This is a genomic window from Stenotrophomonas sp. Sm2128 (assembly GCF_030985535.1).
In the GTDB taxonomy this organism is placed as follows: domain Bacteria; phylum Pseudomonadota; class Gammaproteobacteria; order Xanthomonadales; family Xanthomonadaceae; genus Stenotrophomonas; species Stenotrophomonas maltophilia.
This window is the reverse complement of sequence record NZ_JAPTFQ010000042.1, coordinates 1-22,078: the sequence shown is the minus strand read 5'-3', so window position 1 is coordinate 22,078 and position 22,078 is coordinate 1. Positions and strand designations below refer to the sequence as shown.

Sequence of the window (22,078 nt, the reverse complement as noted above, 5' to 3'; positions counted from 1 at the left end):
GCGTTTGCGCGGACTTGTCATGATGCGCCAGCACACGCGCGTGATCGGATGGCTGCTGGCGGTGCTGGCAATGGTCGGTTTCACCGCATTGGGGCTGTGGCAGCTGCAGCGCATGCATGCCAAGCAGGCAATGTTGGATGCACAAGGTCCAGCTGTTGCACAGGCGCTGCCACTGGCGCAGGCCCTGGCTGCACCTGGCGCCTTGCACGGCGTGGCCGACCACGGCCGCTTCCTGCCTGGCGTGGTGCTGCTGGACAACCAGACCCGGCACGGCCGCGCGGGCGTGAAGATCTACCGTCCGTTCCGCAGTGACGAGGGCAGCGTGCTGCTGGTCGATCTGGGCTGGCGCGCGCTGCCGCCCGATCGCAGGCTGCCGGATGTGCCGTCGCCGCCTTCGCCGGTGGTCGTACGTGGGCTGCTGGCGCCGCCGCCGTCGGCGGGGCTGGCCCTGGGCCCGGCGTTCTCCGCTACCGATGAGGCCGGGCGTTGGCTGGCCAGCCGCTTGCCCGCCGAGGGCCTGGCGGCTGCGCTTGGCCTGCCGGGATTGCCTGATCGCGTCCTGCGGCTGGACCCGGCGCTGCCCTTCGGCGATGAGCGCGACCTGGACCTGCTGCCGAACACGCTGCCGCCGCAGCGCCACCTGGGCTACGCCGTGCAGTGGTTCGGCCTGGCCCTGACCGTGCTGGTGGTCGCGCTGGTGCTGGAGTGGCGCAGGCGACGTGCTGCCCGGTAGTGCCGGCCGCTGGCCGGCAACCCCCGCATTCCTGGATGCCGGCCAGCGGCCGGCACTACCGCGGCGTCATACCCGCATCCCTCACCCAACCATGAGAAAATGCCCCGCATGAACACTGCTACGTCCCCGCAGGCGCGCGGCTCCGGCCGCCGGACCCTGGTGCTGCTGTTTGCCGTGTTCTTCGGGGCGATGGCACTGGCCGCCGTGCTGCGCTTCTCTGGCTGGCAGCCCACCGGGCACCGCAATGCCGGCCAGCTGCTGAAGCCGCCTGTGGACCTGCGCCAGCAGGCGCCGACCCTGGCCAACGGCCAGCCGTACCCGTGGAACTCCGAAGCCCGCACCTGGCGCCTGCTGGTGGCGCCGGCCGGTGCCTGCGACGCCCAGTGCGTCACTTTGTCGCAGGGACTGGGCAAGGTGTGGCAGCTGTTCGGCCATAACGCCGATAATGTCGAAATCCTGTGGCTGGGAACGCCACCGGCGTCGATCGCCTCGCTGCCCGCGCTGCGGCCGCTGGCTCCGTCGCCAGCACTGCGCGCGGCCCTGCCCGGCGTCGACGATCCGGCTGGCCTGCCGGTCTACGTGATCGATCCGAACGGCTTCGTGATCATGCGTCATGCCCCGGGCACCGACCTCGGTGGCCTGCGCAAGGACATGGCCACGTTGCTGAAACTGAAGTGAGTCCCGTTTGATGAGCCTTTCCGCGCGTCCGGCGCTGCACCGCAATTTCCACCGCCTGGCGTGGTTCGCCATGATCATGACCGCGAGCACGATCATGTTCGGCGCCTTCGTGCGCCTGTCCGATGCCGGCCTGAGCTGCCCGGACTGGCCGACCTGCTATGGCCAGGCCACCTGGCCGCAGCACGTGGAAGAGACCATCGGCCACCCGGCGGCGGAGATCCGCCCGCTGGAGACCCACAAGGCCTGGCGTGAACAGGTGCACCGCTTCCTGGCCGGCGCACTGGGCATCGAGATCCTGACCCTGGCGCTGCTGGCCACGCGCAAGCGGCGATTCGGAAGCACGGCGGTGGTGACCGCCTGCGTGCTGGTGGCCGCCGGCATACCCCTGTACATGATGGGCTGGCATGGCACCGCCAGTACTTTGGCTCTGATCGGCGAGGCGATCCTGCTGATCGCCGCGCTGCGCTGGAGCAACATCGACCTGGCGCGCGCTGCACTGCTGACCCTGGCCGTGGTGATCTTCCAGGCCCTGCTGGGCATGTGGACGGTGACCCTGCTGCTCAAGCCCATCGTGGTGATGGGGCACCTGCTGGGCGGCATGCTGATGTTCGCGCTGCTGGTCTGGATGGCCTGGCGCGCCACGCACATGCCGATCACCCTGGCCGAAGCACCGAAGCTGAAGTGGGTGCTGCGCATCGGCGTGGCGGTGCTGGTCACCCAGATCGCACTGGGCGGATGGGTCAGTGCCAACTATGCGGCGCTGGCCTGCGGCGGCGGCAGCGCCTCGCTGGACAACTTCCCGCGCTGTGCCAACCAGTGGTGGCCGCAGCACAACTTCGTCGAAGGCTTCACCCTGTGGCGCGGCATCGGCGTGGATTACGAAGGCGGCGTGCTGGATGGCGCCTCGCGTATCGCCATCCAGATGGCGCACCGGCTGTTCGCGGTGGTGGTGGCCGTCTACCTGCTGTGGCTGGGCGTGCGCCTGTTCCGCTTGCCGAGCATGCGTGGCTGGGCCAGCGCGCTGATCGCGCTGCTGGTGCTGCAGGTCACCCTCGGCATCCTCAACGTGAAGCTGGCGCTGCCGCTGGAAGTGGCGGTGGCCCACAACGGCGTGGCCGTTGCCCTGTTGTTCGTGCTGGTCAGCCTGCTGGCCCGCCTGCGCGCACCGGACTGATTCCATGTTTTCCAATTACCGCCAGTACTGGGACCTGACCAAGCCCAAGGTCGTTGCCCTGATCGTCTTCACCGCCCTGGTCGGCATGGTCCTGGCCATTCCGGGCGTGCCGAGCTGGGAGCAGATGCGCGCCGGCGTGCTCGGTTTCCTCGGCATCTGGCTGGCTGCTTCGGCTGCCGCCGCCATCAACCAGCTGCTGGACGCACACATCGATGCGCAGATGGCGCGCACCTCGTGGCGTCCGCTGGTGGTGGGCAAGGTCAAGCCGTGGCAGGTGCTGGTGTTTGCCGGCGTGCTGATCGTGCTGTCGATGACCATCCTGGTGCTGTGGGTGAACCTGATCACCGCCGTGCTGACCTTCGCCTCGCTGATCGGCTACGCGGTGATCTACACCGTGTACCTCAAGCGTGCGACCTCGCAGAACATCGTCATCGGTGGCCTGGCCGGCGCGATGCCGCCGATGCTGGGCTGGGCCGCAGTGACCGGCATGCAGGGTTCGTCGGACTGGGCGTACTCGTCGCTGCTGGTGCTGATCATCTTCATCTGGACCCCGCCGCACTTCTGGGCGCTGGCGATCTTCCGCCGCGAGGACTACGCCAAGGCGGAGATCCCGATGCTGCCGGTGACCCACGGCGTGGTGCATACCCGCAAGCAGATCATGGTGTATTCGGTGGTGCTGGCGCTGGTCTGCCTGCTGCCGTACCTGGTGGGCATGAGCGGTGCGTTCTACCTGGGCGGCGCGATCGTGCTCAACGCGGTGTTCCTCTGGTATGCCTGGCGCATGCTCAACCCGCCGGACGAATTGTTCTCGATGAAGATGTTCTATTACTCCATCGTGTACCTGATGGCGCTGTTCGCCTTCCTGCTGGTGGACCACTGGATCCTGCCCTGGTTGTGAGGGGCTGCCCTTTGTAGAGTCGAGCCACGCTCGACTCAGGCCCGGTCTGATGGCGGGAGCATCCACGCACGGCGTGGATCTACTTGAACCGCGGTTGCTGCGTCGCCATTGCTGTTCCTGACCGCAAAGGAAAGGAAGGCGCAGGGATGCATTCGATCTTCCGTTGGACCACCGCGCTGCTGCTGGCGCTGGGTGTGGCCCTCACCGCGCATGCCGATGACACCGCCGCGCAGATCCGCCAGCATGCCGGTGAGCACCGCCTGCTGGTACTGGGCGAATTCCACGGCACCCGCGAGACGCCGTTGCTGGTACGCCAGCTGGTGGACGACTACAGCCGCAACGGCCCGGTCCTGATGGCGCTGGAACTGCCACGCGCCGAGAACCCTGTGCTGCGCGACTATCTGGAATCCGATGGCGGGGCCAGGGCGCGCCGGCACCTGCACGGCCGCGCGTTCTGGACCGTGCGCGATGACCAGCATGATGGTCGCCGCAGCCGCGACATGCTGGCGATGATCGAAGGCCTGCGTGTGCTGAAGACGCAGGGGCGCGTGATCGAAGTGGTTGGCTATGACGTCAATGCCAGCAGTGACGGCAACCAGGCGCGCGATGACTTCATGGCAGCCGAGTTGCGACGGCTCTATCGAGAGTTGCCAGACAATGCACGCATGCTGGTGCTGACTGGCAATGTCCACGCCATGCTGCGGCGGCCGGAAGGTATGCCACCGGAAATGCAGAGGCGGCCGATGGCCTCCCAGCTGCGGGACCTGGATATCTACAGCGTGCGGTTGGGTGCGCTGCGTGGCCAGGCGTGGGCGTGCGCGGACCGTTGCATGGCGCGGCCACTTCCAGAGCAGGTGGCCCCGCGGCCGCGGGGCGATACCCATGCGGAACGGGTGTACGACCTGTGGGTGTGGATGCCGGAGCTGAGCGTCGGCACGCTCGTGGATCCGTAGCGTCAGGCAACCCATCCACGCATGGCGTGGATCTACTGGTGGTTCACGCCATCCGTGGTTTGGAGTAGATCCACGCCATGCGTGGATGGTCTACCCGGAACAACCCGCGTGCCCTGTCAGGGCTTGCGCCGCGCATACCGCTGCGCGATCACACCGCAGACGATCAGCTGGATCTGGTGGTAGATCATCACCGGCAGCACGATCGCGCCGAGGCTGCCGCCGGCGAACAGCACCTTGGCGATCGGCACGCCGGTGGCCAGGCTCTTCTTCGAGCCGCAGAACACGATGGCGATCTCGTCCTCGCGGTTGAAGCGCAGCCGGCGGGCGATGAAGGTGATCAGCGGCATGGCGATGCCGAGCAGCACGGCAGCCACCACGGCCACGGCCAGCAACGAGAGCAGCGGTGTCTTGCTCCACAACCCTTCGGTCACCGCTTCGCCGAACGCCGAATACACCACCAGCAGGATCGTGCCCTGGTCGGTGTAGCGCAGCAGCGCGCGCTGCTTCTCCACCCAGCCGGCAATCCACGGCCGCAGCAGGTGGCCGGCCACGAACGGCACCAGCAGCTGCAGCATGATGCCGCCGATCGCGTGCAGTGGGTCATGCACGCCGCCGGAGGTGCCGGCCAGCGCGGTCAGCAGCAGTGGGGTCAGGAACACGCCGAGGATGCTCGACAGCGAGGCGCTGCACACCGCTGCCGGCACGTTGCCGCGGGCCATCGAGGTGAACGCGATGGACGACTGCACGGTGGACGGCAGGGTGCACAGGAACAGCACGCCCAGGTACAGCTCCGGAGTCAGCAGCCAGCCCGACAGTGGCTTGAACATCAGCCCCAGCAGCGGGAACAGGAGGAAGGTGCAGGCCAGGATGGTCAGGTGCAGCCGCCAGTGCAGCATGCCGCCGATGATCGACTCGCGCGGCAGGCGCGCGCCATGCAGGAAGAACAGCGCGGCGATGGCGACGGTGGTGACATCGTCGAGCACGATGGCAGCGGCGCCCTTCATCGGCAGCAGCGAGGCCAGGCCGACGGTGCACAGCAGGGCGAGGGTGAAGTTGTCCGGTCGCAGGCGCGACCACCAGCGGGTCATGGTGGGCAGAGTCCTTGGTGCGGAGGGTGGTTCAGGGCGAGGTGACCGGTGTGGCCAAGCGCTGGCGGGTGGCGGCTTCCAGCGACTTCAGGCCGGCGCGCTGGCCGAGCTGAAGCGCCTGCTCCGGGCTGGCATGTTCATAGCGGGCATTGACCAGGCCGAGCACGGCACCGGCGCGGTTGCCGGAGGCGCAGTGCAGCAGCACCGGCCCCTGGCTCTGCTGCAGGGCCTGGTGCACGGCGCGCACATTGGCCGCATCCAGGCCCTCGGCGCCGGCCACCGGAATGCGCACATAGCGCAGGCCCAGCGATTCGGCCGCGTGGATTTCATCGAAGCCCCGGTCCTCGCCAGGCTGGCGCAGGTCGATCACCGTGCGCACGCCCTGCGCGGCCAGGGCCTGCAGCTGTGCGGCGCTGGGTTGGCCACCGGCATACAGGCCGGGGCGTACTTCGTTGAGGGGCGCGTCTTCGGCCAGGGCCGTCAGTGGCAGGCAGAGCGACAACAACAGCAGGCAGGTCAGGCGCAGCAGCATGGTCTTCTCCGTGAAAAGTTCTGCCGCTACAGGCGCAGTCCGGCGCGCGCCTTCAGCAGCTCGCGCAGTTCGTACTTGTCAGTATCGTCCAGGCCCTGCTGGCGCTGCTTTGCCAACAACTCCTCCAGACGTTGCACCAGCAGCTGTTTCTCCAGCTGTGCCACGGCGTCGTGCAGTTCCTGGGTCCAGCTGGCCTCGGTGCCGGGCAGCGTCTGTGCGGCCAGGGTATGCAGCGAGGCCTGTTCCTCGCGCCCGTCGAAGTGTTCCAGCAGGGCGCCGGTGCTGATGTCCGGGCGCTGTTCGACCAGCCCCAGCAGCTCCAGCAGCAGTTCCACGCCGGGCAGGCGCAGGCCCTGGAAGTGGTGCTTGCCGCCCAGCGTCAGCGCCAGCGACGGCTGCTGCAGCAGCACGGCGATCGCGCCGCGCACCAGGCTGCGCTTGGCCACGGGCTGGATCGTCCGCTGCGGCTGGCGTTGCGGCATCGGCGTGCGTGCAGCCTGGGCGTTGCCGCCGAGCCCGGTCAGCTGCGCCAGCTGCTGCTTCATCAGGTCGCCGAAGGCGCCGTCGGGAATCTGCGCCAGCATCGGCTTGGCGCGTTCGGCCAGGCGTGCCTTGCCATCGAGCGTACCCAGGTTGATCTCGCGGGTCAGTTCGTCGAAGAAGAACTGCGACAGCGGCGTAGCCTGCTTCAGGCGCTCGTTGAACGCTTCGGCGCCTTCCTTGCGCACGATGGTGTCCGGGTCTTCGCCATCGGGCAGGAACAGGAAGAAGGCCTGGCGGCCATCCTTCATGCGCGGCAGCACCGACTCCAGCGCCTTCCAGCCGGCGCGGCGGCCGGCGGCGTCGCCGTCGAAGCAGAAGAACACGTCCGGTGCGTTGCGGAACAGCAGCTCGGCATGGTCCGGCGTGGTCGCGGTACCCAGCGTTGCCACCGCCTGGGTGACGCCGAACTGGAACAGCGAGACCACGTCCATGTAGCCCTCGACCACGATCAGCCGCTCGATCTTCTGGTTGGCCTGGCGCACCTGCCACAGGCCGTACAGTTCGCGGCCCTTGTGGAACAGCGCGGTTTCGGGCGAGTTGAGGTACTTGGGGCCGTCGTCCTTCTCGAACACGCGGCCACCGAAGGCGATCACCCGGCCACGGCGGTCGAAGATCGGGAACATCACCCGGTCGCGGAACTTGTCGTAGACATGGCCGCGATCGTTCTTGGAGAACAGGCCGGCGCGGTCGAGCAGCTTCATGCGCCGCTCGTCCTTGCCCAGCGCGTCGCGCAGGCCGCTGTAGCCATCCGGCGCGTAACCGATCTGGAAGCGCGCGCGGTTCTCTTCGTCCACGCCACGGCCATCCAGGTAGCTGCGGGCCTTCTCGCTGCCCTCCAGGTTCTTCTGGAAGAACTTGGTCGCCGCGTCCAGCGCCGAGTACAGCTCGCGGCTGTCGTCCTGCTGCTGCGGGCTGCGCGGATTCTCGTTGCGCGGCACTTCCATGCCGGCGCGCTTGGCCAGTTCATCCACCGCGTCGAGGAACTCGAGGCGGTCGTAGTTCATCAGGAAGCTGATCGCGGTGCCGTGCGCGCCACAGCCGAAGCAGTGATAGAACTGCTTGGTGGGCGAGACCGTGAACGACGCCGAGCGCTCGTCATGGAACGGGCAGCGCGCGGCGTACTCCTTGCCCTGGCGCTTCAACGGCACGCGGCTGCCCACCACCTCGACGATATCGGTGCGGGCGAGCAGGTCGTCGATGAAAGCGTCGGGGATACGGGCCATGGGCAACAGGGCAGGGCGCGGTGCAGGACCACGCGACGGAACCGGGGCGGTTGGCCTAGTTTACCCCCTGTCGGGCACCTGGCTGGCGGTTGCCGGATCAATGCCGGCTGCGGCCAGGTGATGACGCGCGCGCAGGCGCTCATCGATCACCGCCGTCATCAGGGCGCCAACGAAGAACACGACGGTGGCGTAGTAGATCCAGACCAGCGAGATCACCAGCGCGCCCATCGAGCCGTAGGCACTGCCGGGGGCCACGGTGGCGATGTAGACGCCGATGCCGTACCGGCCCAGTGCGAACAGTGCCGAGGTGATGACGCCGCCGATGAAGGCCTGGCGCCACGCCACGCGACGGTCGGGCAGGTAGTGGTACATGAAGGCGAAGCCGACTGCGTACAGCAGCAGGCTCGTGACGTACCCCAGCGCGGGCAGGATCGAGGGCAGTTGCGCGAAGGCCACCTGCAGCACCGTGGTGGCGGTCATCGACAGGATCAGCAGGAAGCCCAGCGCCAGCACCACGCCGAACGAGAACACGCGCTTGCGCAGCCAGGCCTTGAGGCCTTCCAGGCGCTCGCCGCTGGTGCGGAAGATCAGGTTCAGTGCGTTCTGCAGCTGGGCGAACACGGCGGTGGCGCCGACGAACAGCAGCAGCGTGCTCCACACACCCGCCAGCGAGCCGACATCCGGCTGGTTGTCGGCGTTCTTCAGAACGGTTTCGGCCACGGTGGCCGCGCTGCTGCCGGCCACCGAGCTGATCTGGTCGATCAGTGCCTGCTGGGCCGGTGGGTACAGCGAGGCGGTCAGCCACAGCAGCAGCACCAGCAACGGTGCCATCGACAGCAGGGCGTAGAAGGAGACGGAAGCTGCCTGGGTCAGCACGTCGACGTCGATGAAGCGCTTGGCCACCGCCATCGGGAAGCTGTCCTGCAGGCGCTTGATGTACTTGTGCAGTGACACGGGAACGTTGGGCTCGGGTTCAACCATGTGTGCGGTTGTAGCAGGCGACCGACGAAGGTGCGGTGAAGCGGGTGCATCAATGGGGTCAGAGCCCTTCCGTGTCGCGGAAGGGATCCGACCGCAAGTGCTGGATTACGCCAGCAGCTGCTTGACCAGCTTGGAGACCAGGCCCATGTCGGCCTGGCCGGCGAGCTTGGGCTTCAGTGCGCCCATCAGCTTGCCCATGTCGGCCGGGCCGGAGGCGCCGGTTTCGGCGATGGCGGCCTGGATGGCGGCCACGATCTCGGCTTCGCCCATCTTGGCCGGCAGGTAGGCTTCGATGACCACGATCTCGGCGCGCTCGATCTCGGCCAGGTCTTCGCGGTTGGCGGCTTCGTACTGGCTGACCGAGTCCTTGCGCTGCTTGACCATCTTGTCGAGCACGGCGATCACGGCGGTGTCGTCCAGTTCGATGCGCTCGTCCACTTCGCGCTGCTTGATGGCGGCATTGATCAGGCGGATCACGCCCAGCTTGTGCTTCTCGCCCGCCTTCATGGCGGCCTTCATGTCTTCGGTGAGCTGCTGCTTCATGCTCATGAGGAACCTCGTGGTGGTAGGTGGGGCGGGGGCGGATGCCCGAACCCGGAAACGCAAAAAGCCGGCGACGCTCGCGCGTGCCGGCTTCGGCTCCATCGCGACAGGCAGGCCCGCCGCAATGAAGATGCGTCCGATCAGTACAGGCGCTGACGCTTGGTGACGTCGCGCGACGAGCGGCGCAGCTGACGCTTCACAGCAGCGGCGGCCTTGCGCTTGCGCTCCTGGGTCGGCTTTTCGTAGAACTCGCGCTTGCGGGTTTCGGCCAGCACACCGGCCTTTTCGCAAGTGCGCTTGAAGCGGCGAAGAGCAAACTCGAAGGGCTCGTTCTCGCGGACTTTGACGCTGGGCATGGAATCTCCGGGACACAGTAGAACCGGGTCACGCCCGGCGAGCCGCACATTATAGCGGCGAATAGACAAACTGCAAGCGGCCAACCCTGAATACGGGCCGGAAGTTCGAAAGCAGTGAGATCTGCACATCCCCCGAGGGGGCGGCAGGGGCGTCATAATAGCAGGCATGCGAGTCCTTGGCATCGAATCTTCCTGTGATGAGACCGGCGTGGCGGTGTATGACACCGGCCTGTCCGGCAGCGCGGCCCTGCGCGCCCATGCGGTCTACAGCCAGATCGCCCTGCACGCCGAATACGGTGGTGTGGTGCCAGAGCTGGCCAGCCGCGACCACGTCCGCAAGCTGCTGCCGCTGGTGCGCCAGACCCTGGCCGAAGCCGGTCTGGGGGTAGACGATATCGATGGCGTGGCCTATACGGCCGGTCCCGGCCTGGTCGGCGCGCTGCTGGTGGGCGCGGGCGTGGCGCGTTCACTGGCCTGGGCGCTGGAGGTACCGGCCGTGGGCGTACACCATATGGAAGGCCACCTGCTGGCCCCGCTGATGGAAGACGACCCGCCGGAAGCGCCGTTCGTGGCGCTGCTGGTGTCCGGTGGCCATACCCAGCTGGTGGCAGTGGATGCGATCGGCCAATACCGGCTGCTGGGCGAGACCCTGGATGACGCGGCCGGCGAGGCCTTCGACAAGACCGCCAAGCTGATGGGTCTGCCGTACCCGGGCGGCCCGCAGCTGGCCAGGCTGGCCGAGCAGGGCACGCCGGGCGCGTACCGCTTCGCGCGGCCAATGACCGACCGCCCGGGGTTGGATTTCAGCTTCTCCGGCCTGAAGACCCAGGTCCTGATGGCCTGGCGCGACAGCGACCAGAGCGAGCAGACCCGTGCCGACATCGCCCGGGGCTTTGAAGATGCGGTGGTCGAGACCCTGTCGATCAAGTGCGAGCGCGCGCTGGAAGCGGCGGGGACCAACGTGATCGTGGTGGCCGGCGGCGTCGGCGCCAACAAGCGCCTGCGCGCCCGCCTGCAGCAGATGGCCGAGCGCCTCGGCGGCCGCGCCTGCTTCCCGCGGCCGGCACTGTGCACCGACAACGGGGCGATGATCGCCTTCGCCGGCGCGCTGCGCCTGCAGGCCGGCCAGCACAGTCCGCCGAAGGTGGATGTGACCCCGCGCTGGGACATGGCGACCCTGCCGGCGGTGTGAACCGGTAGCGTCGGGCCACGGCCGGCGGACGCATTACCGATGCACTGCCAACGGCGACGCCGCCAGCACGGTTGTCGCCCGCTCATGGCGCTGCAGCCAGCCCAGCGTGTGTGGGCAGCGGGCATGGATCAGCCGCCCGATCGCGGCCAGGTCGGCGCCGATGTCGCGCTCGAGGATGGGCTCGTGATGGGCGATGCGGTTGCGCAGGTGGCGGATGCGTCCGATATCCGCATGGATGGCTTTCCTGACGGCACTGGGATGAGCAGAGGGAGCATGCTGCAGAACCCTGCTGAGTGCGGGTATCCAAAGCGTGGAGTCGAAGCGACAGGTAAAGAGTTGCTGCCAGAACACCATCGGCAGGTTGGCGACGATCCCAGGTGTATCGGTTACGCGGCTGGCAAGTTGTTCCAGTACCGTGCGCGGAGAAGTACTGGATGAGGTTGGCAGCCTCCGTCGGAAGGCATTATTCCAGGGCCAACGCGGGCCATGCTGCCTGGCGAGCACAGCTGCAGCGGCGTTGCGGGTGACCACTTCGCACAGATGGACCGGCATCATCAGTGCACTGCACATCCGCATGTTCCACAGGTACAGGGATTCGGCTGTGACGTCGGGGCTGCAGCTCGATGCGATTCTCTCGTAAGTAGACAGACGCTCCGCTGACAACGCGCGCCGCAGTACATCGTATGGAGCCATCGTCATGTGCGGTGGTGAAGGAGGAATCGATGTTCGCGAGAGTGGGCGGCGGCGACCATCAGGGAACGTCCTTGTCCGCGCGGCTGATTTTCTGCGTTTTGCCTCGGACGAATACCTGACCTGTCCTGTCGGATTTGGCCTTGACCGGCGATCTGGTCCTTGCCTAATCTGCGTGCCTGCGCCACCGGGACTCGCGGCTGGATTTCAGCTCCCCCCGGGGACAAACGGTAGTACCAAAGGGCCCCGCTAGCAGGGCCCTTTGTTTTTTCCGGGCCGCCCCACGCCGGTGGCCCGCCGCCCGTTCCGGGCAGGCTCACCGCCGTGCCGGTACCATGGCCGTCTGTATTCGGCTGGTAACCGCAATGGACAAGGTTTTCATCGAGGGGCTGACGATCGACGCCCTGATCGGCATCTACGATTGGGAACGACGGATCCGCCAGGACCTGGTGTTCGACCTGGAAATGGGCTTCGACAACCGTCGCCCCGCAGCCACCGATGACATCGCCCACACCCTGAACTACAAGGCGGTGAGCAAGCGCCTGGAACAGTTCGTGCGCGAGTCGGAGTTCGGCCTGGTCGAGACCCTGGCCGAGCGTTGCGCGCAGATCGTGCTGGACGAATTCGACGTGAAGTGGCTGCGCCTGAAGCTGAGCAAGCCGGGCGCGGTGCGCGGCGCGCGCGCGGTGGGCGTGATCATCGAACGCACGCGGGACTGACCCGGTCGCGCCGGCCATTGGCCAGCAACCCCGGTAGTGCCGGCCGCTGGCCGGCAACCTTGGCAACAACGAAACAGACAGGAGACAACCGATGGTGGACGCGGTGGTGGCGGTACAGTGGCTGGAACGGCTGCAGAACACACTGGAACCCTATCCTGGCGCCTACCTGGCGTTGATGATCTCGGCGCTGCTGATCGCCGCTGGCCTGGCCAACTGGGTGACCAAGCGCATCCTGCTGCGCGGGCTGCGACGCCTGCTCAGCCGCCTGCCGGGCGCTGATACCGGCCGCGGCAGCCACCTGATGCGGGTGATCTCGCGTCTGTCCAATGTGGTGCCCAGCCAGGTGATCGCCTCGGGCATCCGCATCGTGCCGGACCTGCCGCCGGGGCTGGTGAGCTTCATCATCGGCGCCTGCCAGGCGTGGGCGATCCTGACCGTGGTGCTGGCCATCTCGCATGCGCTGGATGCGGCCAATGATCTCTACGAGCGCCGCCCTGAGGCACGCAACAAGCCGATCAAGGGGTACCTGCAGGTCGCCAAGATCGTCATCTTCGTGATCGCCGGCCTGTCGATCGTTGCCACCCTGGCCGGCGTCGACCTCCGCTATCTGGTCACCGGTCTCGGCGCCGCCACCGCAGTGCTGATGCTGATCTTCCAGGACACCATCCTGTCGCTGGTGGCCAGCGTACAGATCAGTGGCGATGGTCGCGTGCGCATCGGTGACTGGATCGAGATGCCCAGCCAGAATGCCGACGGTGATGTGATCGACATCGCCCTGCACACCATCACCGTGCAGAACTTCGACAAGACCATCACCACCATCCCGACCAAGAAGCTGGTGACCGAGTCGTTCAAGAACTGGCGCGGCATGCAGGAGGCGGGTGGGCGCCGGATCAAGCGCGCGCTGTACCTGGACCAGCACAGCGTCGGCTTCCTGGATGAGGGCGACCTGGCCTTCCTCGGTGAATTCGCGCTGCTGCGCGACTACCTGCAGGCCAAGGAGCAGGAACTGGGGCAGTGGAACGGGCGCCTGCGCGAGCAGGGCGTGGCCGAGGTCAACAGCCGCCGGGTGACCAACCTGGGTACCTTCCGGGCCTATGTGGAGCGTTACCTGCGCAGCCACCCGGGCATCCATACCGACATGACCCTGCTGGTACGTCAGCTGCAGCCGACCACCGAAGGCCTGCCGCTGGAGCTGTACTGCTTCACCCGCAGCACCGCCTGGGGCGAGTACGAGGCGGTGCAGTCGGACATCTTCGACCACCTGCTGGCGATCCTGCCGGCCTTCGGCCTGCGGGTATTCCAAGCCTCCAGCGACGCCATGTTGATGGCCGGGCAGCGCCAGTTGGCTGGCTCGGAGTAAGCTGCGGTGCCCCCGGCGGGGCCATACGGACCCCGCTGGTGGCTGAAACTGAATGAACAAACCCCTCGCCAAATCGTCCGGGATCGCTAGAATGCCGGGCTTGTAAACGTTTTCATCAAGGACTGCCGGTGGCCTCCGATCGCATCGAATCCCTCATTGCCCAGATGACCGTCGAGGAAAAGGTCGGCCAGCTGGGTGTCTTCGCGGACATGGTCCGCCCGTTCGCCCCGGACGTGAACCCGGAAGCCAACGTGCGCAATGCCGACCAGGTGCTGCAGCAGGTGCGCGAGGGCAAGGTCGGCTCGCTGTTCAATGGTGTGGGCGCCGAACTGGGCCGCCGGATCCAGCAGGTCGCCACCGAAGAGAGCCGCCTGGGCATCCCGGTGATCCTGGCGGCCGACGTCATCCACGGCATGCGCACCGTGTTCCCGATTCCGCTGGGCGAGGCCGCCAGTTTCGAGCCGGCGCTGGCCGAGCGCACCGCGCGCGCCACCGCCATCGAGGCCACCGCTGCCGGCCTGCACTGGACCTATGCCCCGGCCGTGGACATCGCCCGCGACCAGCGCTGGGGCCGTGGCGCCGAAGGTGCCGGTGAGGACGTGGTGCTGGGCTGTGCCTTTGCCGCCGCCCGCGTGCGCGGCTTCCAGGGCAGCGACCTGCGCGCCGCCGATTCGCTGCTGGCCACGCCGAAGCACTTCGCCGCCTATGGCGCGGTGATGGCCGGCATGGAATACAACATGGTGGACATCTCGCCGCAGACCCTGCGCGACGTGCACCTGCCGCCGTTCAAGGCCGCCTTCGACGCCGGCGCGATCACCGTGATGTCCTCGTTCAACGACATCAACGGCGTGCCGGCCAGTGCCAACGCCGAACTGCTGACCGACATCCTGCGCGGTGAATGGAAGTTCCCGGGCGTGGTGATCTCCGACTACACCGCCGATATGGAACTGGTCGCCCACGGCTACGCCGCCGACGACCGCGACGCCACTGCCAAGGCGTTCACCGCCGGCCTGGACCTGAGCATGCAGAGCGGCTTCTACGCCGAGCACCTGCCGGGCCTGGTCGAGAGCGGCGAGGTGCCGATGGCGGTGCTGGATGAGGGCGTGCGCCGCATCCTGTGGCTGAAGGAAACCATCGGCCTGTTCGACGACCCGTACCGTTCGCTGGACCCGGCGCGCGAAGCCGATACCTCGTACCTCGCCGCGCATGACGAACTGTCGCGCGATGCCGCGCGCCGTTCGATCGTGCTGCTGAACAACCGTGACAACGTGCTGCCGCTGCAGAAGACCGGGCAGAAGATCGCGCTGATCGGCCCGTTCGTGCAGGACCGCGAGAACATTGAAGGCTGCTGGACCCTGTTCGGCGACAAGCAGCGTTACGTGGACCTGGAAACCGGCGTGCGCGCCGCCATCGGCGATGAAGCGCTGCTGGAGATCGTGCCGGGCTGCGAACTGGAAACCGCCATTCCGGGCGGCACCGAAGCAGCGGTGGCTGCCGCGCTGCGCGCCGACGTGGTGGTGCTGGCGCTGGGCGAACCGCAGCGCTACAGCGGTGAAGCGCAGTCGCGCGTGGAGATCACCCTGCCGCCGGCACAGCAGGCACTGGCCGAGGCGGTGGCGATGACCGGCAAGCCGCTGGTGGTGCTGCTACGCAACGGCCGCGCGCTGGCATTGCAGGGTGCGGTGCGCAACGCGCACGCGGTGGCGGTCACCTGGTACCTGGGCACGCAGACCGGCCATGCCGTGGCTGATGTGCTGTTCGGCGACTACAGCCCGTCCGGCCGCCTGCCGGTCAGCTTCCCGCAGGTGTCCGGCCAGCAGCCGTACTTCTACAACCACCCGCGCACCGGCCGCCCGGAACTGCCGACCATGTCGGAGTTCAAGGCTCGCTGGCGCGAGATCCCGAACGAGCCGCTGTACCCGTTCGGCCACGGCATCGGCTACACCACCTTCGCCTACGGCGTGCCGCAGCTGAGTGCGGCGCAGCTCGGCTGGGACGACACCCTGACCATCACCACCACGCTGACCAACAGCGGCGACATGGCCGGCGAGGAAGTGGTGCAGCTGTACATCCACGACCGCGTGGCCAGCCGCGTGCGTCCGGTGCGTGAACTGAAGGACTTCCGCAAGGTGACACTGCAGCCAGGCGAGTCGACCGACGTGGTGTTCACCCTCACCCGCGAGCAGCTGGCCTTCACTGGCCGCGACGGCGTGCTGCGTGCCGAGCCGGGCCACTTCGACCTGTGGGTCTGCGCGTCCTCGGCGGCCGGCGAAGCCGTGCAGTTCGAGCTGCTGAAGGCCTGATCGAAGAAAAAGGGGACGGAGGGGATTAAGTCGTTTGTGCCACTAACGACTTAATCCCCTCCGTCCCCTTTTTGTTGTCCTCACCGCGGCGGCGCTACCATCGGGCTCCCTGTTTCGATGGAGTGCGCGCATGCGCCGGATGGCTTGTCTGATTCCCGCCCTGATGCTGGCCGCCTGCTCGCAGCCGGCGGCACCGCCGGCCGGGCCTGCGGCGGATGCACCGCCGCCGATGGAGGCCAGCGCCCAGGCAACGCCTGCGGCATCTGCCACTGAACCCGCTGCTTCGGCACCGGCCGCGCCCGCAGCGGAAGCGCCCGCCGAAGACGCACGCGCGCGCATCGAAACGCTGCTTGGCGATGCGGCGCAGTTCGAGAAGGTCTTCAATGCGTTCAAGGCCGCCGTGGTTGGCGGCGATCGCGCTGCGGTGGTGGAGGAAGTGCGCTTTCCATTGAACGTCGGTGGCGGAAAGAAGATCACCGGCCCCGGTGAGTTCCAGCGCAACTACGAGAAGATCATCACCCCGGCGGTGGTCAAGGCGGTGTCCGAGCAGGATTTCGGCAAGGTGTTCGTCAACCAGCAGGGCGTGATGATCGGCAGCGGCCAGGTGTGGTTGAACGGGCAGTGCCTGGATCAGGCCTGCACGAAGACCGAGGTGAAGGTCATCACCATCCAATGAACGCAGACGGCCCCGCGTGCGGGGCCGTTTGGCAAGGTGGTGCCGGCCGCTGGCCGGCAACCGCAGGATGTCGGAAGGATCCAGGTGCCGGCCAGCGCCCGGCACCGGCGGGCATCAGGTCTTCGGGGTGAGCTTCAGCAGGCGCGCCTTGCTGCCGTCTTCCAGCAGCCACAGGGCGCCATCCGGGCCCTGTTCCACTTCGCGGATCCGCTCGCCCATGTTGAAGCGTTCGGCTTCGCGCGCGCTGTCGCCGTCGAAAGCCACGCGCACCAGCGAGGTGGAGGACAGGCCGCCGATGAAGCCGCTGCCCTTCCACTGCGGGAACAGGTTGCCGCTGTAGATCACGAAGCCGGCCGGCGAGATCACCGGCGTCCAGGTCACCTTCGGCGCGGCGAATTCCGGGCGCGTGTCGTGGTCGGGAATCGGCCGGCCGTCGTAATGGTCACCATTGGAAACGATCGGGTAGCCGTAGTTGGCGCCGCGCACGATCAGGTTCAGTTCGTCACCGCCGGCCGGGCCCATCTCGTGTGCCCACAGCTTGCCGTTGGCATCGAAGGCCATGCCGAGGATGTTGCGGTGGCCCAGTGACCACACCTGCGCGGCCACGCCGCCCTGCGAGGCGAACGGGTTGTCGGCGGGCAGGCTGCCATCATCGTTGAGGCGGATGATCTTGCCGAGGTTGCCGCCCATGTCCTGCGCCGGATCGAACTTCTGGCGCTCGCTGGAGCTGATCCACAGCTTGCCGTCCGGGCCGAAAGCAAGGCGATGGCCGTAGTGGCCTTCACCACTCACCTTCGGGCTCTGTCGCCAGATCACCTTCAGGTCCTTCAGCTGGCCGGCACCGTTGGCATCCAGCGCCAGCGTGGCACGGGCCACGGCAGCGCCGCGGGTGTCCAGCGTGCCTTCCTCGGCATAGCTGAGATAGATCACGTGGTTGCTCGCGAATTGCGGGTGCAGGATCACGTCACCGAAGCCGCCCTGGCCGCCGTAAGCGACCTTCGGAACGCCGGTAATCTCGTGCTTCTGGCCGCTGGCCAGGTCCAGGTGCTGCAGCTTGCCGCGCTTTTCGGTGACCAGCAGGCTGCCGTCCGGCAGGAAGGTCATCGCCCACGGCTGGTCGAACCGGCTGATTTCGGTGGCGGTGAACGGGCGCTGGTCGGCAGTGGTGGAGGCTGCGGGCGCTGCGGTCTGGGCGCCGTTGGCGGCCGGGTCGGCGGCATTGCAGGCGGAGGTGGCAAGGATCGGCACCAGGCCGAGGGCGAGCAGCAGGGGCGTGCGGGTCATGGGTATCTCCAGTGCGGGGATGCGGATGGCCGGGCTGTCCCTTGTATACCACCGGCGCCGTGAGCGTCGTGGCTCGAAGGTCCTGCGACCCCTGTGCGAGCGCGGCGGGATCGTCTAGGGTGGGCACGCCCGGGCAAAGCGTGCCCGTCTGCCTGCCAAGGATCTGCAATGAACACTGCCATGCCCCACAAGCCCTCCACCGCCTTCATCGCCGCCTCATGGGTGGCCCTGCTGCTGGGTGCGGCGGCCTACCTGATCGGTCTGTTCAACGCCACGATGGCGCTCAACGAAAAGGGCTACTACCTGACCCTGCTGCTGTTCGGCCTGTTCGCAGCGGTGTCGCTGCAGAAGAGCGTGCGTGACCGCGTCGAGGGCATTCCGGTGAGTGGCCTGTACTACGCGCTGTGCTGGTTCGCACTGCTGTCGGCGTTGATGCTGCTGCTGGTTGGCCTGTGGAATGCCACGCTGGCACCGAGCGAGAAGGGTTTCTACGGCATGGCGTATGCACTGTCGCTGTTCGGCGCGGTGGCGGTGCAGAAGAACACCCGCGACCTGATCGCCGCCGGTGGCGGTGAGAGCAAGCGTAGCGCGGTCGTGCCGCCGCTGCCGGAACAGGAGTGAATGTGTAGAGCCGGGCCCATGCTCGGCTGTCCTGCGGCGTTTGTTGAGTCGAGCCGAGCGTAGGCTCGGCTCGACAAAAGCGTGGCGCTATCGCTTCAACAACGGATCCGCCTGCTGCGCGTCCTCCCAGCCACGGCGCACGGCATTGCGTGCCTGCGCCCATTCCAGCCGGCTGCGGCCACGCTCGCTGGCCCAGCGCGACTCCAGTTCAGCTTCGACCTGTTCGTAGGCGCGGATCATGTCCTGCGCACGCGCGGCATGGCCGATGCGGTAAGCCGGTTCATAGTCCTCGAAGAACAGCTGGTCGTCGTAGTACGGTTCGGCGGTGTAGCGTTCGCGCCAGTAGTTGCTGACCGCATCGCGCGGCGTGCTGTCGTCCGGTACGCGGCCGGGGATCTGGTACTCGGTCATGGAAGGCTCCGTTGTGGACGAAGCCTGATCCTGCCTGTGTGGCGGTTAACGGCCCGGTCCGGCAGCGTGATCACCAGATCAATCCGCCGGGCATGGCCCGGCGCTATCGGTCATCCGGCGTCGGCATCTTTTCGCGGCAGCTTGTAGATCACCGCGCCGATGGCGAACGCCACCAGCGCAGCAGCGATGTTCTGCCAGCTGGCACTGGCGAACAGCGCCAGGCACAGCAGCAGCGCGAGTACCGGAATCAGCGGGCCACCCGGCAGTTTCAGTGCGCCCGGCCGGTCCGCATAGCGCTTGGCCAGCACCAGTACCGCAGCGGCCGTTCCGATGTAGGCGAACAGGCGCGTGGTCATCGACAGCAGGGCCAGCTGCACGAACGAACCGGACAGGGCCAGGCCCAGTGCGATCAAACCCTGGCACAGGATCGACGCGGCTGGCGTGTGGAAGCGCGGATGCACCTGCGCCAGGATCTTCGGCCCATAGCCATCGCGGGCCAGTGCGAACAGGAAGCGTGGGCCCATCATCATCGTGTTGCTGTTGGTGCCGAGGATGGAGATGGTCGCGCCTACGGTGAGGATCAGCGCCAGTGCTTCGCCGCCGAAGCCGGCAGCGGCATCGGCCAGCGGCGTGGCCGAGCTGGCCAGACCAGCCAGCGTGCCCTGTGCCACCACCTGCACCGCGCCGTAGATGACGGTGACGGTGATGATCATGGTGATCAGCGCGAACGGAATATCGCGACGCGGATTACGGTACTCGCCGGCGGCGGCCGGGATGTTCTCGAAGCCGGCGTAGGCGTACAGCAGCAGCAACGCGGCCTCGCCCATGCGCTGCAGGTCGTGCGGGTCGGGGCGCTGGCCGGAGAAGGCCAGCTGCGGGTCGATATAGAACGCACCGATGGCCACGAACAGCAGCAGCGGCAACATCTTGCCGATCACCAGCACCACGCCGGTGCGCGCGGCCGAGCGCACGCCGATGATGTTGACGCCGGTGAGGAAGCCCAGCGACACCACGATCACCGCGATGCGCCCCATGCCGGCACCGGCCCACGGCCAGAAACGCGCGACCGCATCGGCCAGCGCGTTGCTGAGTGCGGCCGCCGAGCTGATGCGGGTCAGCCAGATCATCCAGCCGATCTCGAACCCGGCGAAGCGCCCGAACGCCTCGCGTGCATACAGGTAGCTGCCACCGGGCTCGTCGAAATAGCTGGCGGCCTGCGCGTAGCACAGCACCAGCAGCGCCACGACGATACCGGCGGCGACCACGCCCCACAGGCTGAAGGGGCCGAGCAGGGCGACGGTGGCGGCCGGCAGCAGGTAGATGCCGCTGCCGATCACATCGTTGATCGAGAGGCCGACGATCTGCCAGCGGCTGACCGCGCGCTGCAGCTGCGGTTCGTCCTGCGCGCTCAACGGGCGTCTCCGCGCAGTGCGGGCAGTTGCCACTGGGCCTGCAGGCGCGCGTACTCGGCGCGCGGCAGCAGCACGAAGCGCGGCGCATCCTGCGGCCGCAACCAGTCCAGCAGGGCCTGCATGCGGGCCTGCGGCATGGCGGTGCAGCCGGCCGTGGCCTCACCGGGTTGGCGCCACAGATGGGCGAAGATGCAGCTGCCCTTGCCGGGCTGGTTGTCCGGGTTGTGGGCGATCACGAAGCCTTCCTGGTAACGCACGTCGCCCTTGTTGTGCAGATCCAGCCGCATCGGCTCGGTGGAGCCTTCCACAGCTGCCTTGCCGACCTTCTTCGCGTCGACGATGCGGTTATAGAACGGCGACGCCGGCACATCCATGCAGTAGCTGCTGTCGAGCATCGGCTGGTAGGGCATGGCGGTGCCGGGGCGGGTGACGGCATAGCCGAACGCGCTGCCGAGCGCGAACACGCCTGCCGGGCTGCGGCCATCGCCTTCCTGCTTCTGCGGGCCATCGGCCTGCGCCGGGTGCAGGCCCAGGCCCCAGGCGCTGCCGGTGCGGCCCAGTGCCACCGGGAACGCCTCTCCATGTGCGTGCCAGCCCTTGCCATCACGCACATAGGCCTGCAGCTGGCCCTGTGTGCTGTCCCAGCTTTCGCTGGTGACCACGATCAGCTGGCGCGCACCCTGCAGCGGCGCAGCGTGGACGGATGCCGCCGCGGCAAGCAGCAGTGCAGCGGTAGCGAGACGGACCAGCGATTTCATCAACAGGTGCTCCGGTCAGGAATCCAGCAGGTGGTCGATCCGCTCCAGGTTCACCGCCAGCTGCTGCTGGCGGTCCGGATTGGTGTGGCAGAGCAGCACGAACAGGAAATCGAGCAGGGCGTGCATGGCGCTACGGTACAGCAGCTGCGCGACCTGCGGCGTGCGCTCGTGCGCGCACACCACCAGCGCTGCGTCAGCATGCGCGCGCAGCGGGTTGGCGGTATGGCGGGTGATGGAAATCACCTTGCCACCCATGTCCTGGAACTGGCGCGACAGCTGCGAAAGCTGAGGCAGGTTGCCGAATTCGGAGAACACCAGCAGCGCATCACCGGGGCGCGCGGCCGACAGGTTGGCCAGCATCAGGATCGGGTCGGTATGCGGCACCACCAGCAGGCCGAGCAGCGACAGCCGCATGGCGAACTCGCGGGCATACAGGCCGTCGTCACCCAGGCCGTACACGAACAGCTTGGGCGCGCCGTCGAGCAGCTGCACGATGCGCTCGATTTCCTTGCGTGGGTTGGCCTGGCGGGTTTCCTCTTCGGCCTGCGCCTTGCTGCGGCGCAGGGTGTCGCCCAGGCGCAGGTAGTCGTCGCCGCTGTCGGGTTCGCTGGGGGCCTGCTGCGGATCGGCGCCAGCACGGGCGACATCCTGGCCGATGGAGTACTTCAGGTCCGGGTAGCCCTTGAAGCCGAGCTTCTGGCTGAACTTCACCACGCTGGACTGGCTGATGCCCAGCGCGCTGGCCAGCTGCTGGGACGAGTAGTCGCGCAGCAGGTGGGCGTTGTCGAGGATGAAGTCGGCGATGCGGCGCTCGATGGCCGACATCTGCCCGCGCTCGGAACGGATCTTCAGCAGGGGCGGCATGCGGGGTGTCCGGGCATGTGTAGGCGCGTTGCGGTTGGCAGCATAGAGCAGATTATGTGGTGGCTCGGGCGGGCGGGGTTTGC

23 protein-coding genes are annotated in these 22,078 nt (G+C 67.4%); 11 read left to right on the top strand and 12 right to left on the bottom strand.

Annotation, left to right across the window (positions count from 1 at the left end):
* Positions 1 to 19 precede the first annotated feature (19 nt).
* From O0K41_RS13180 to O0K41_RS13160, 5 genes are all read left to right on the top strand, one after another.
* On the top strand, positions 20 to 733 hold the full coding sequence (locus O0K41_RS13180; protein WP_099497288.1) for an SURF1 family protein: 714 nt from the start codon (positions 20 to 22) through the stop codon (positions 731 to 733).
* 108 nt (positions 734 to 841) lie between these two features.
* Entirely contained in the window at positions 842 to 1,411 is a 570-nt protein-coding gene (locus O0K41_RS13175; protein WP_164222928.1) for a hypothetical protein, read from the top strand.
* Between the two features lie 10 nt (positions 1,412 to 1,421).
* Positions 1,422 to 2,585, top strand: coding sequence for a COX15/CtaA family protein (locus tag O0K41_RS13170; RefSeq protein WP_005407797.1), 1,164 nt, complete (start codon positions 1,422 to 1,424; stop codon positions 2,583 to 2,585).
* A 4-nt stretch (positions 2,586 to 2,589) separates the two neighbouring features.
* The gene (gene cyoE, locus O0K41_RS13165) at positions 2,590 to 3,483 is read left to right on the top strand and encodes a heme o synthase (RefSeq protein ID WP_043035494.1); all 894 of its coding nucleotides are present in this window, start codon (positions 2,590 to 2,592) and stop codon (positions 3,481 to 3,483) included.
* A gap of 146 nt (positions 3,484 to 3,629) precedes the next feature.
* Complete coding sequence (locus tag O0K41_RS13160; RefSeq protein WP_164222925.1) at positions 3,630 to 4,436, top strand: calcium-binding protein; 807 nt, start codon at positions 3,630 to 3,632, stop codon at positions 4,434 to 4,436.
* A 116-nt stretch (positions 4,437 to 4,552) separates the two neighbouring features.
* On the opposite strand, the gene O0K41_RS13155 is transcribed toward O0K41_RS13160, so the two are convergent.
* The 6 genes from O0K41_RS13155 to rpsU form a co-directional block, all read right to left on the bottom strand.
* Complete coding sequence (locus O0K41_RS13155; protein WP_005407800.1) at positions 4,553 to 5,524, bottom strand: bile acid:sodium symporter family protein; 972 nt, start codon at positions 5,522 to 5,524, stop codon at positions 4,553 to 4,555.
* A gap of 31 nt (positions 5,525 to 5,555) precedes the next feature.
* Positions 5,556 to 6,056, bottom strand: a complete 501-nt coding sequence (locus O0K41_RS13150) for a sulfur transferase domain-containing protein (RefSeq protein WP_061480358.1) — start codon at positions 6,054 to 6,056, stop codon at positions 5,556 to 5,558.
* A gap of 26 nt (positions 6,057 to 6,082) precedes the next feature.
* Positions 6,083 to 7,822 (bottom strand): DNA primase, encoded by a 1,740-nt coding sequence (gene dnaG / locus O0K41_RS13145; RefSeq protein WP_164222922.1) that lies wholly within the window; start codon positions 7,820 to 7,822, stop codon positions 6,083 to 6,085.
* Between the two features lie 60 nt (positions 7,823 to 7,882).
* Positions 7,883 to 8,803, bottom strand: coding sequence for a YihY/virulence factor BrkB family protein (locus O0K41_RS13140; protein WP_049396179.1), 921 nt, complete (start codon positions 8,801 to 8,803; stop codon positions 7,883 to 7,885).
* Positions 8,804 to 8,908: 105 nt separating this feature from the next.
* On the bottom strand, positions 8,909 to 9,352 hold the full coding sequence (locus O0K41_RS13135) for a GatB/YqeY domain-containing protein (protein ID WP_005412032.1): 444 nt from the start codon (positions 9,350 to 9,352) through the stop codon (positions 8,909 to 8,911).
* Between the two features lie 134 nt (positions 9,353 to 9,486).
* Positions 9,487 to 9,702 (bottom strand): 30S ribosomal protein S21, encoded by a 216-nt coding sequence (rpsU, locus tag O0K41_RS13130; RefSeq protein ID WP_002808376.1) that lies wholly within the window; start codon positions 9,700 to 9,702, stop codon positions 9,487 to 9,489.
* A 166-nt stretch (positions 9,703 to 9,868) separates the two neighbouring features.
* Here rpsU and tsaD point away from each other — a divergent pair, with 166 nt between their 5' ends.
* Entirely contained in the window at positions 9,869 to 10,894 is a 1,026-nt protein-coding gene (gene tsaD / locus O0K41_RS13125; RefSeq protein WP_005407805.1) for a tRNA (adenosine(37)-N6)-threonylcarbamoyltransferase complex transferase subunit TsaD, read from the top strand.
* A 33-nt stretch (positions 10,895 to 10,927) separates the two neighbouring features.
* Here tsaD and O0K41_RS13120 read toward each other — a convergent pair whose 3' ends face one another.
* Complete coding sequence (locus O0K41_RS13120; RefSeq protein ID WP_032965532.1) at positions 10,928 to 11,593, bottom strand: hypothetical protein; 666 nt, start codon at positions 11,591 to 11,593, stop codon at positions 10,928 to 10,930.
* A gap of 356 nt (positions 11,594 to 11,949) precedes the next feature.
* Between O0K41_RS13120 and folB the strand changes: the two genes are divergently transcribed.
* The 4 genes from folB (at position 11,950) to O0K41_RS13100 (ending at position 16,645) form a co-directional block, all read left to right on the top strand.
* Positions 11,950 to 12,303, top strand: coding sequence for a dihydroneopterin aldolase (gene folB, locus O0K41_RS13115; protein ID WP_005407807.1), 354 nt, complete (start codon positions 11,950 to 11,952; stop codon positions 12,301 to 12,303).
* 91 nt (positions 12,304 to 12,394) lie between these two features.
* A complete protein-coding gene (locus tag O0K41_RS13110; RefSeq protein ID WP_005407808.1) occupies positions 12,395 to 13,666 on the top strand; it encodes a mechanosensitive ion channel domain-containing protein in 1,272 nt (423 codons plus the stop codon).
* A gap of 128 nt (positions 13,667 to 13,794) precedes the next feature.
* A complete protein-coding gene (locus tag O0K41_RS13105) occupies positions 13,795 to 15,969 on the top strand; it encodes a glycoside hydrolase family 3 N-terminal domain-containing protein (protein WP_164222920.1) in 2,175 nt (724 codons plus the stop codon).
* A gap of 130 nt (positions 15,970 to 16,099) precedes the next feature.
* The gene (locus tag O0K41_RS13100) at positions 16,100 to 16,645 is read left to right on the top strand and encodes a hypothetical protein (RefSeq protein ID WP_123958151.1); all 546 of its coding nucleotides are present in this window, start codon (positions 16,100 to 16,102) and stop codon (positions 16,643 to 16,645) included.
* 114 nt (positions 16,646 to 16,759) lie between these two features.
* Here O0K41_RS13100 and O0K41_RS13095 read toward each other — a convergent pair whose 3' ends face one another.
* Positions 16,760 to 17,929, bottom strand: a complete 1,170-nt coding sequence (locus O0K41_RS13095) for a PQQ-dependent sugar dehydrogenase (RefSeq protein WP_012478946.1) — start codon at positions 17,927 to 17,929, stop codon at positions 16,760 to 16,762.
* A 168-nt stretch (positions 17,930 to 18,097) separates the two neighbouring features.
* Between O0K41_RS13095 and yiaA the strand changes: the two genes are divergently transcribed.
* Entirely contained in the window at positions 18,098 to 18,550 is a 453-nt protein-coding gene (yiaA, locus tag O0K41_RS13090; RefSeq protein WP_005407812.1) for an inner membrane protein YiaA, read from the top strand.
* An 87-nt stretch (positions 18,551 to 18,637) separates the two neighbouring features.
* Here the strand turns inward: yiaA and O0K41_RS13085 are convergent, their stop codons facing one another.
* The 4 genes from O0K41_RS13085 to O0K41_RS13070 form a co-directional block, all read right to left on the bottom strand.
* Complete coding sequence (locus O0K41_RS13085; RefSeq protein ID WP_005412038.1) at positions 18,638 to 18,961, bottom strand: hypothetical protein; 324 nt, start codon at positions 18,959 to 18,961, stop codon at positions 18,638 to 18,640.
* Between the two features lie 110 nt (positions 18,962 to 19,071).
* Positions 19,072 to 20,373, bottom strand: a complete 1,302-nt coding sequence (locus tag O0K41_RS13080; RefSeq protein ID WP_005407814.1) for an amino acid permease — start codon at positions 20,371 to 20,373, stop codon at positions 19,072 to 19,074.
* Positions 20,370 to 21,131: a L,D-transpeptidase family protein gene (locus O0K41_RS13075; RefSeq protein WP_164222917.1), complete on the bottom strand. Its 762-nt coding sequence runs from the start codon at positions 21,129 to 21,131 to the stop codon at positions 20,370 to 20,372. The genes O0K41_RS13080 and O0K41_RS13075 overlap by 4 nt, the downstream gene beginning before the upstream one ends.
* 15 nt (positions 21,132 to 21,146) lie before the next feature.
* On the bottom strand, positions 21,147 to 21,995 hold the full coding sequence (locus tag O0K41_RS13070; RefSeq protein WP_164222914.1) for a MurR/RpiR family transcriptional regulator: 849 nt from the start codon (positions 21,993 to 21,995) through the stop codon (positions 21,147 to 21,149).
* Between the last annotated feature and the right edge of the window lie 83 nt (positions 21,996 to 22,078).

Bases quoted from the DNA above. Each gene is read 5' to 3' on its own strand.
- O0K41_RS13180 (WP_099497288.1), top strand. From the start codon at position 20: ATGATGCGCCAGCACACGCGCGTGATCGGATGGCTGCTGGCGGTGCTG.
- O0K41_RS13175 (WP_164222928.1), top strand. From the start codon at position 842: ATGAACACTGCTACGTCCCCGCAGGCGCGCGGCTCCGGCCGCCGGACC.
- O0K41_RS13170 (WP_005407797.1), top strand. From the start codon at position 1,422: ATGAGCCTTTCCGCGCGTCCGGCGCTGCACCGCAATTTCCACCGCCTG.
- cyoE (WP_043035494.1), top strand. From the start codon at position 2,590: ATGTTTTCCAATTACCGCCAGTACTGGGACCTGACCAAGCCCAAGGTC.
- O0K41_RS13160 (WP_164222925.1), top strand. From the start codon at position 3,630: ATGCATTCGATCTTCCGTTGGACCACCGCGCTGCTGCTGGCGCTGGGT.
- O0K41_RS13155 (WP_005407800.1), bottom strand. From the start codon at position 5,524: ATGACCCGCTGGTGGTCGCGCCTGCGACCGGACAACTTCACCCTCGCC.
- O0K41_RS13150 (WP_061480358.1), bottom strand. From the start codon at position 6,056: ATGCTGCTGCGCCTGACCTGCCTGCTGTTGTTGTCGCTCTGCCTGCCA.
- dnaG (WP_164222922.1), bottom strand. From the start codon at position 7,822: ATGGCCCGTATCCCCGACGCTTTCATCGACGACCTGCTCGCCCGCACC.
- O0K41_RS13140 (WP_049396179.1), bottom strand. From the start codon at position 8,803: ATGGTTGAACCCGAGCCCAACGTTCCCGTGTCACTGCACAAGTACATC.
- O0K41_RS13135 (WP_005412032.1), bottom strand. From the start codon at position 9,352: ATGAGCATGAAGCAGCAGCTCACCGAAGACATGAAGGCCGCCATGAAG.
- rpsU (WP_002808376.1), bottom strand. From the start codon at position 9,702: ATGCCCAGCGTCAAAGTCCGCGAGAACGAGCCCTTCGAGTTTGCTCTT.
- tsaD (WP_005407805.1), top strand. From the start codon at position 9,869: ATGCGAGTCCTTGGCATCGAATCTTCCTGTGATGAGACCGGCGTGGCG.
- O0K41_RS13120 (WP_032965532.1), bottom strand. From the start codon at position 11,593: ATGACGATGGCTCCATACGATGTACTGCGGCGCGCGTTGTCAGCGGAG.
- folB (WP_005407807.1), top strand. From the start codon at position 11,950: ATGGACAAGGTTTTCATCGAGGGGCTGACGATCGACGCCCTGATCGGC.
- O0K41_RS13110 (WP_005407808.1), top strand. From the start codon at position 12,395: ATGGTGGACGCGGTGGTGGCGGTACAGTGGCTGGAACGGCTGCAGAAC.
- O0K41_RS13100 (WP_123958151.1), top strand. From the start codon at position 16,100: ATGCGCCGGATGGCTTGTCTGATTCCCGCCCTGATGCTGGCCGCCTGC.
- O0K41_RS13095 (WP_012478946.1), bottom strand. From the start codon at position 17,929: ATGACCCGCACGCCCCTGCTGCTCGCCCTCGGCCTGGTGCCGATCCTT.
- yiaA (WP_005407812.1), top strand. From the start codon at position 18,098: ATGAACACTGCCATGCCCCACAAGCCCTCCACCGCCTTCATCGCCGCC.
- O0K41_RS13085 (WP_005412038.1), bottom strand. From the start codon at position 18,961: ATGACCGAGTACCAGATCCCCGGCCGCGTACCGGACGACAGCACGCCG.
- O0K41_RS13075 (WP_164222917.1), bottom strand. From the start codon at position 21,131: ATGAAATCGCTGGTCCGTCTCGCTACCGCTGCACTGCTGCTTGCCGCG.
- O0K41_RS13070 (WP_164222914.1), bottom strand. From the start codon at position 21,995: ATGCCGCCCCTGCTGAAGATCCGTTCCGAGCGCGGGCAGATGTCGGCC.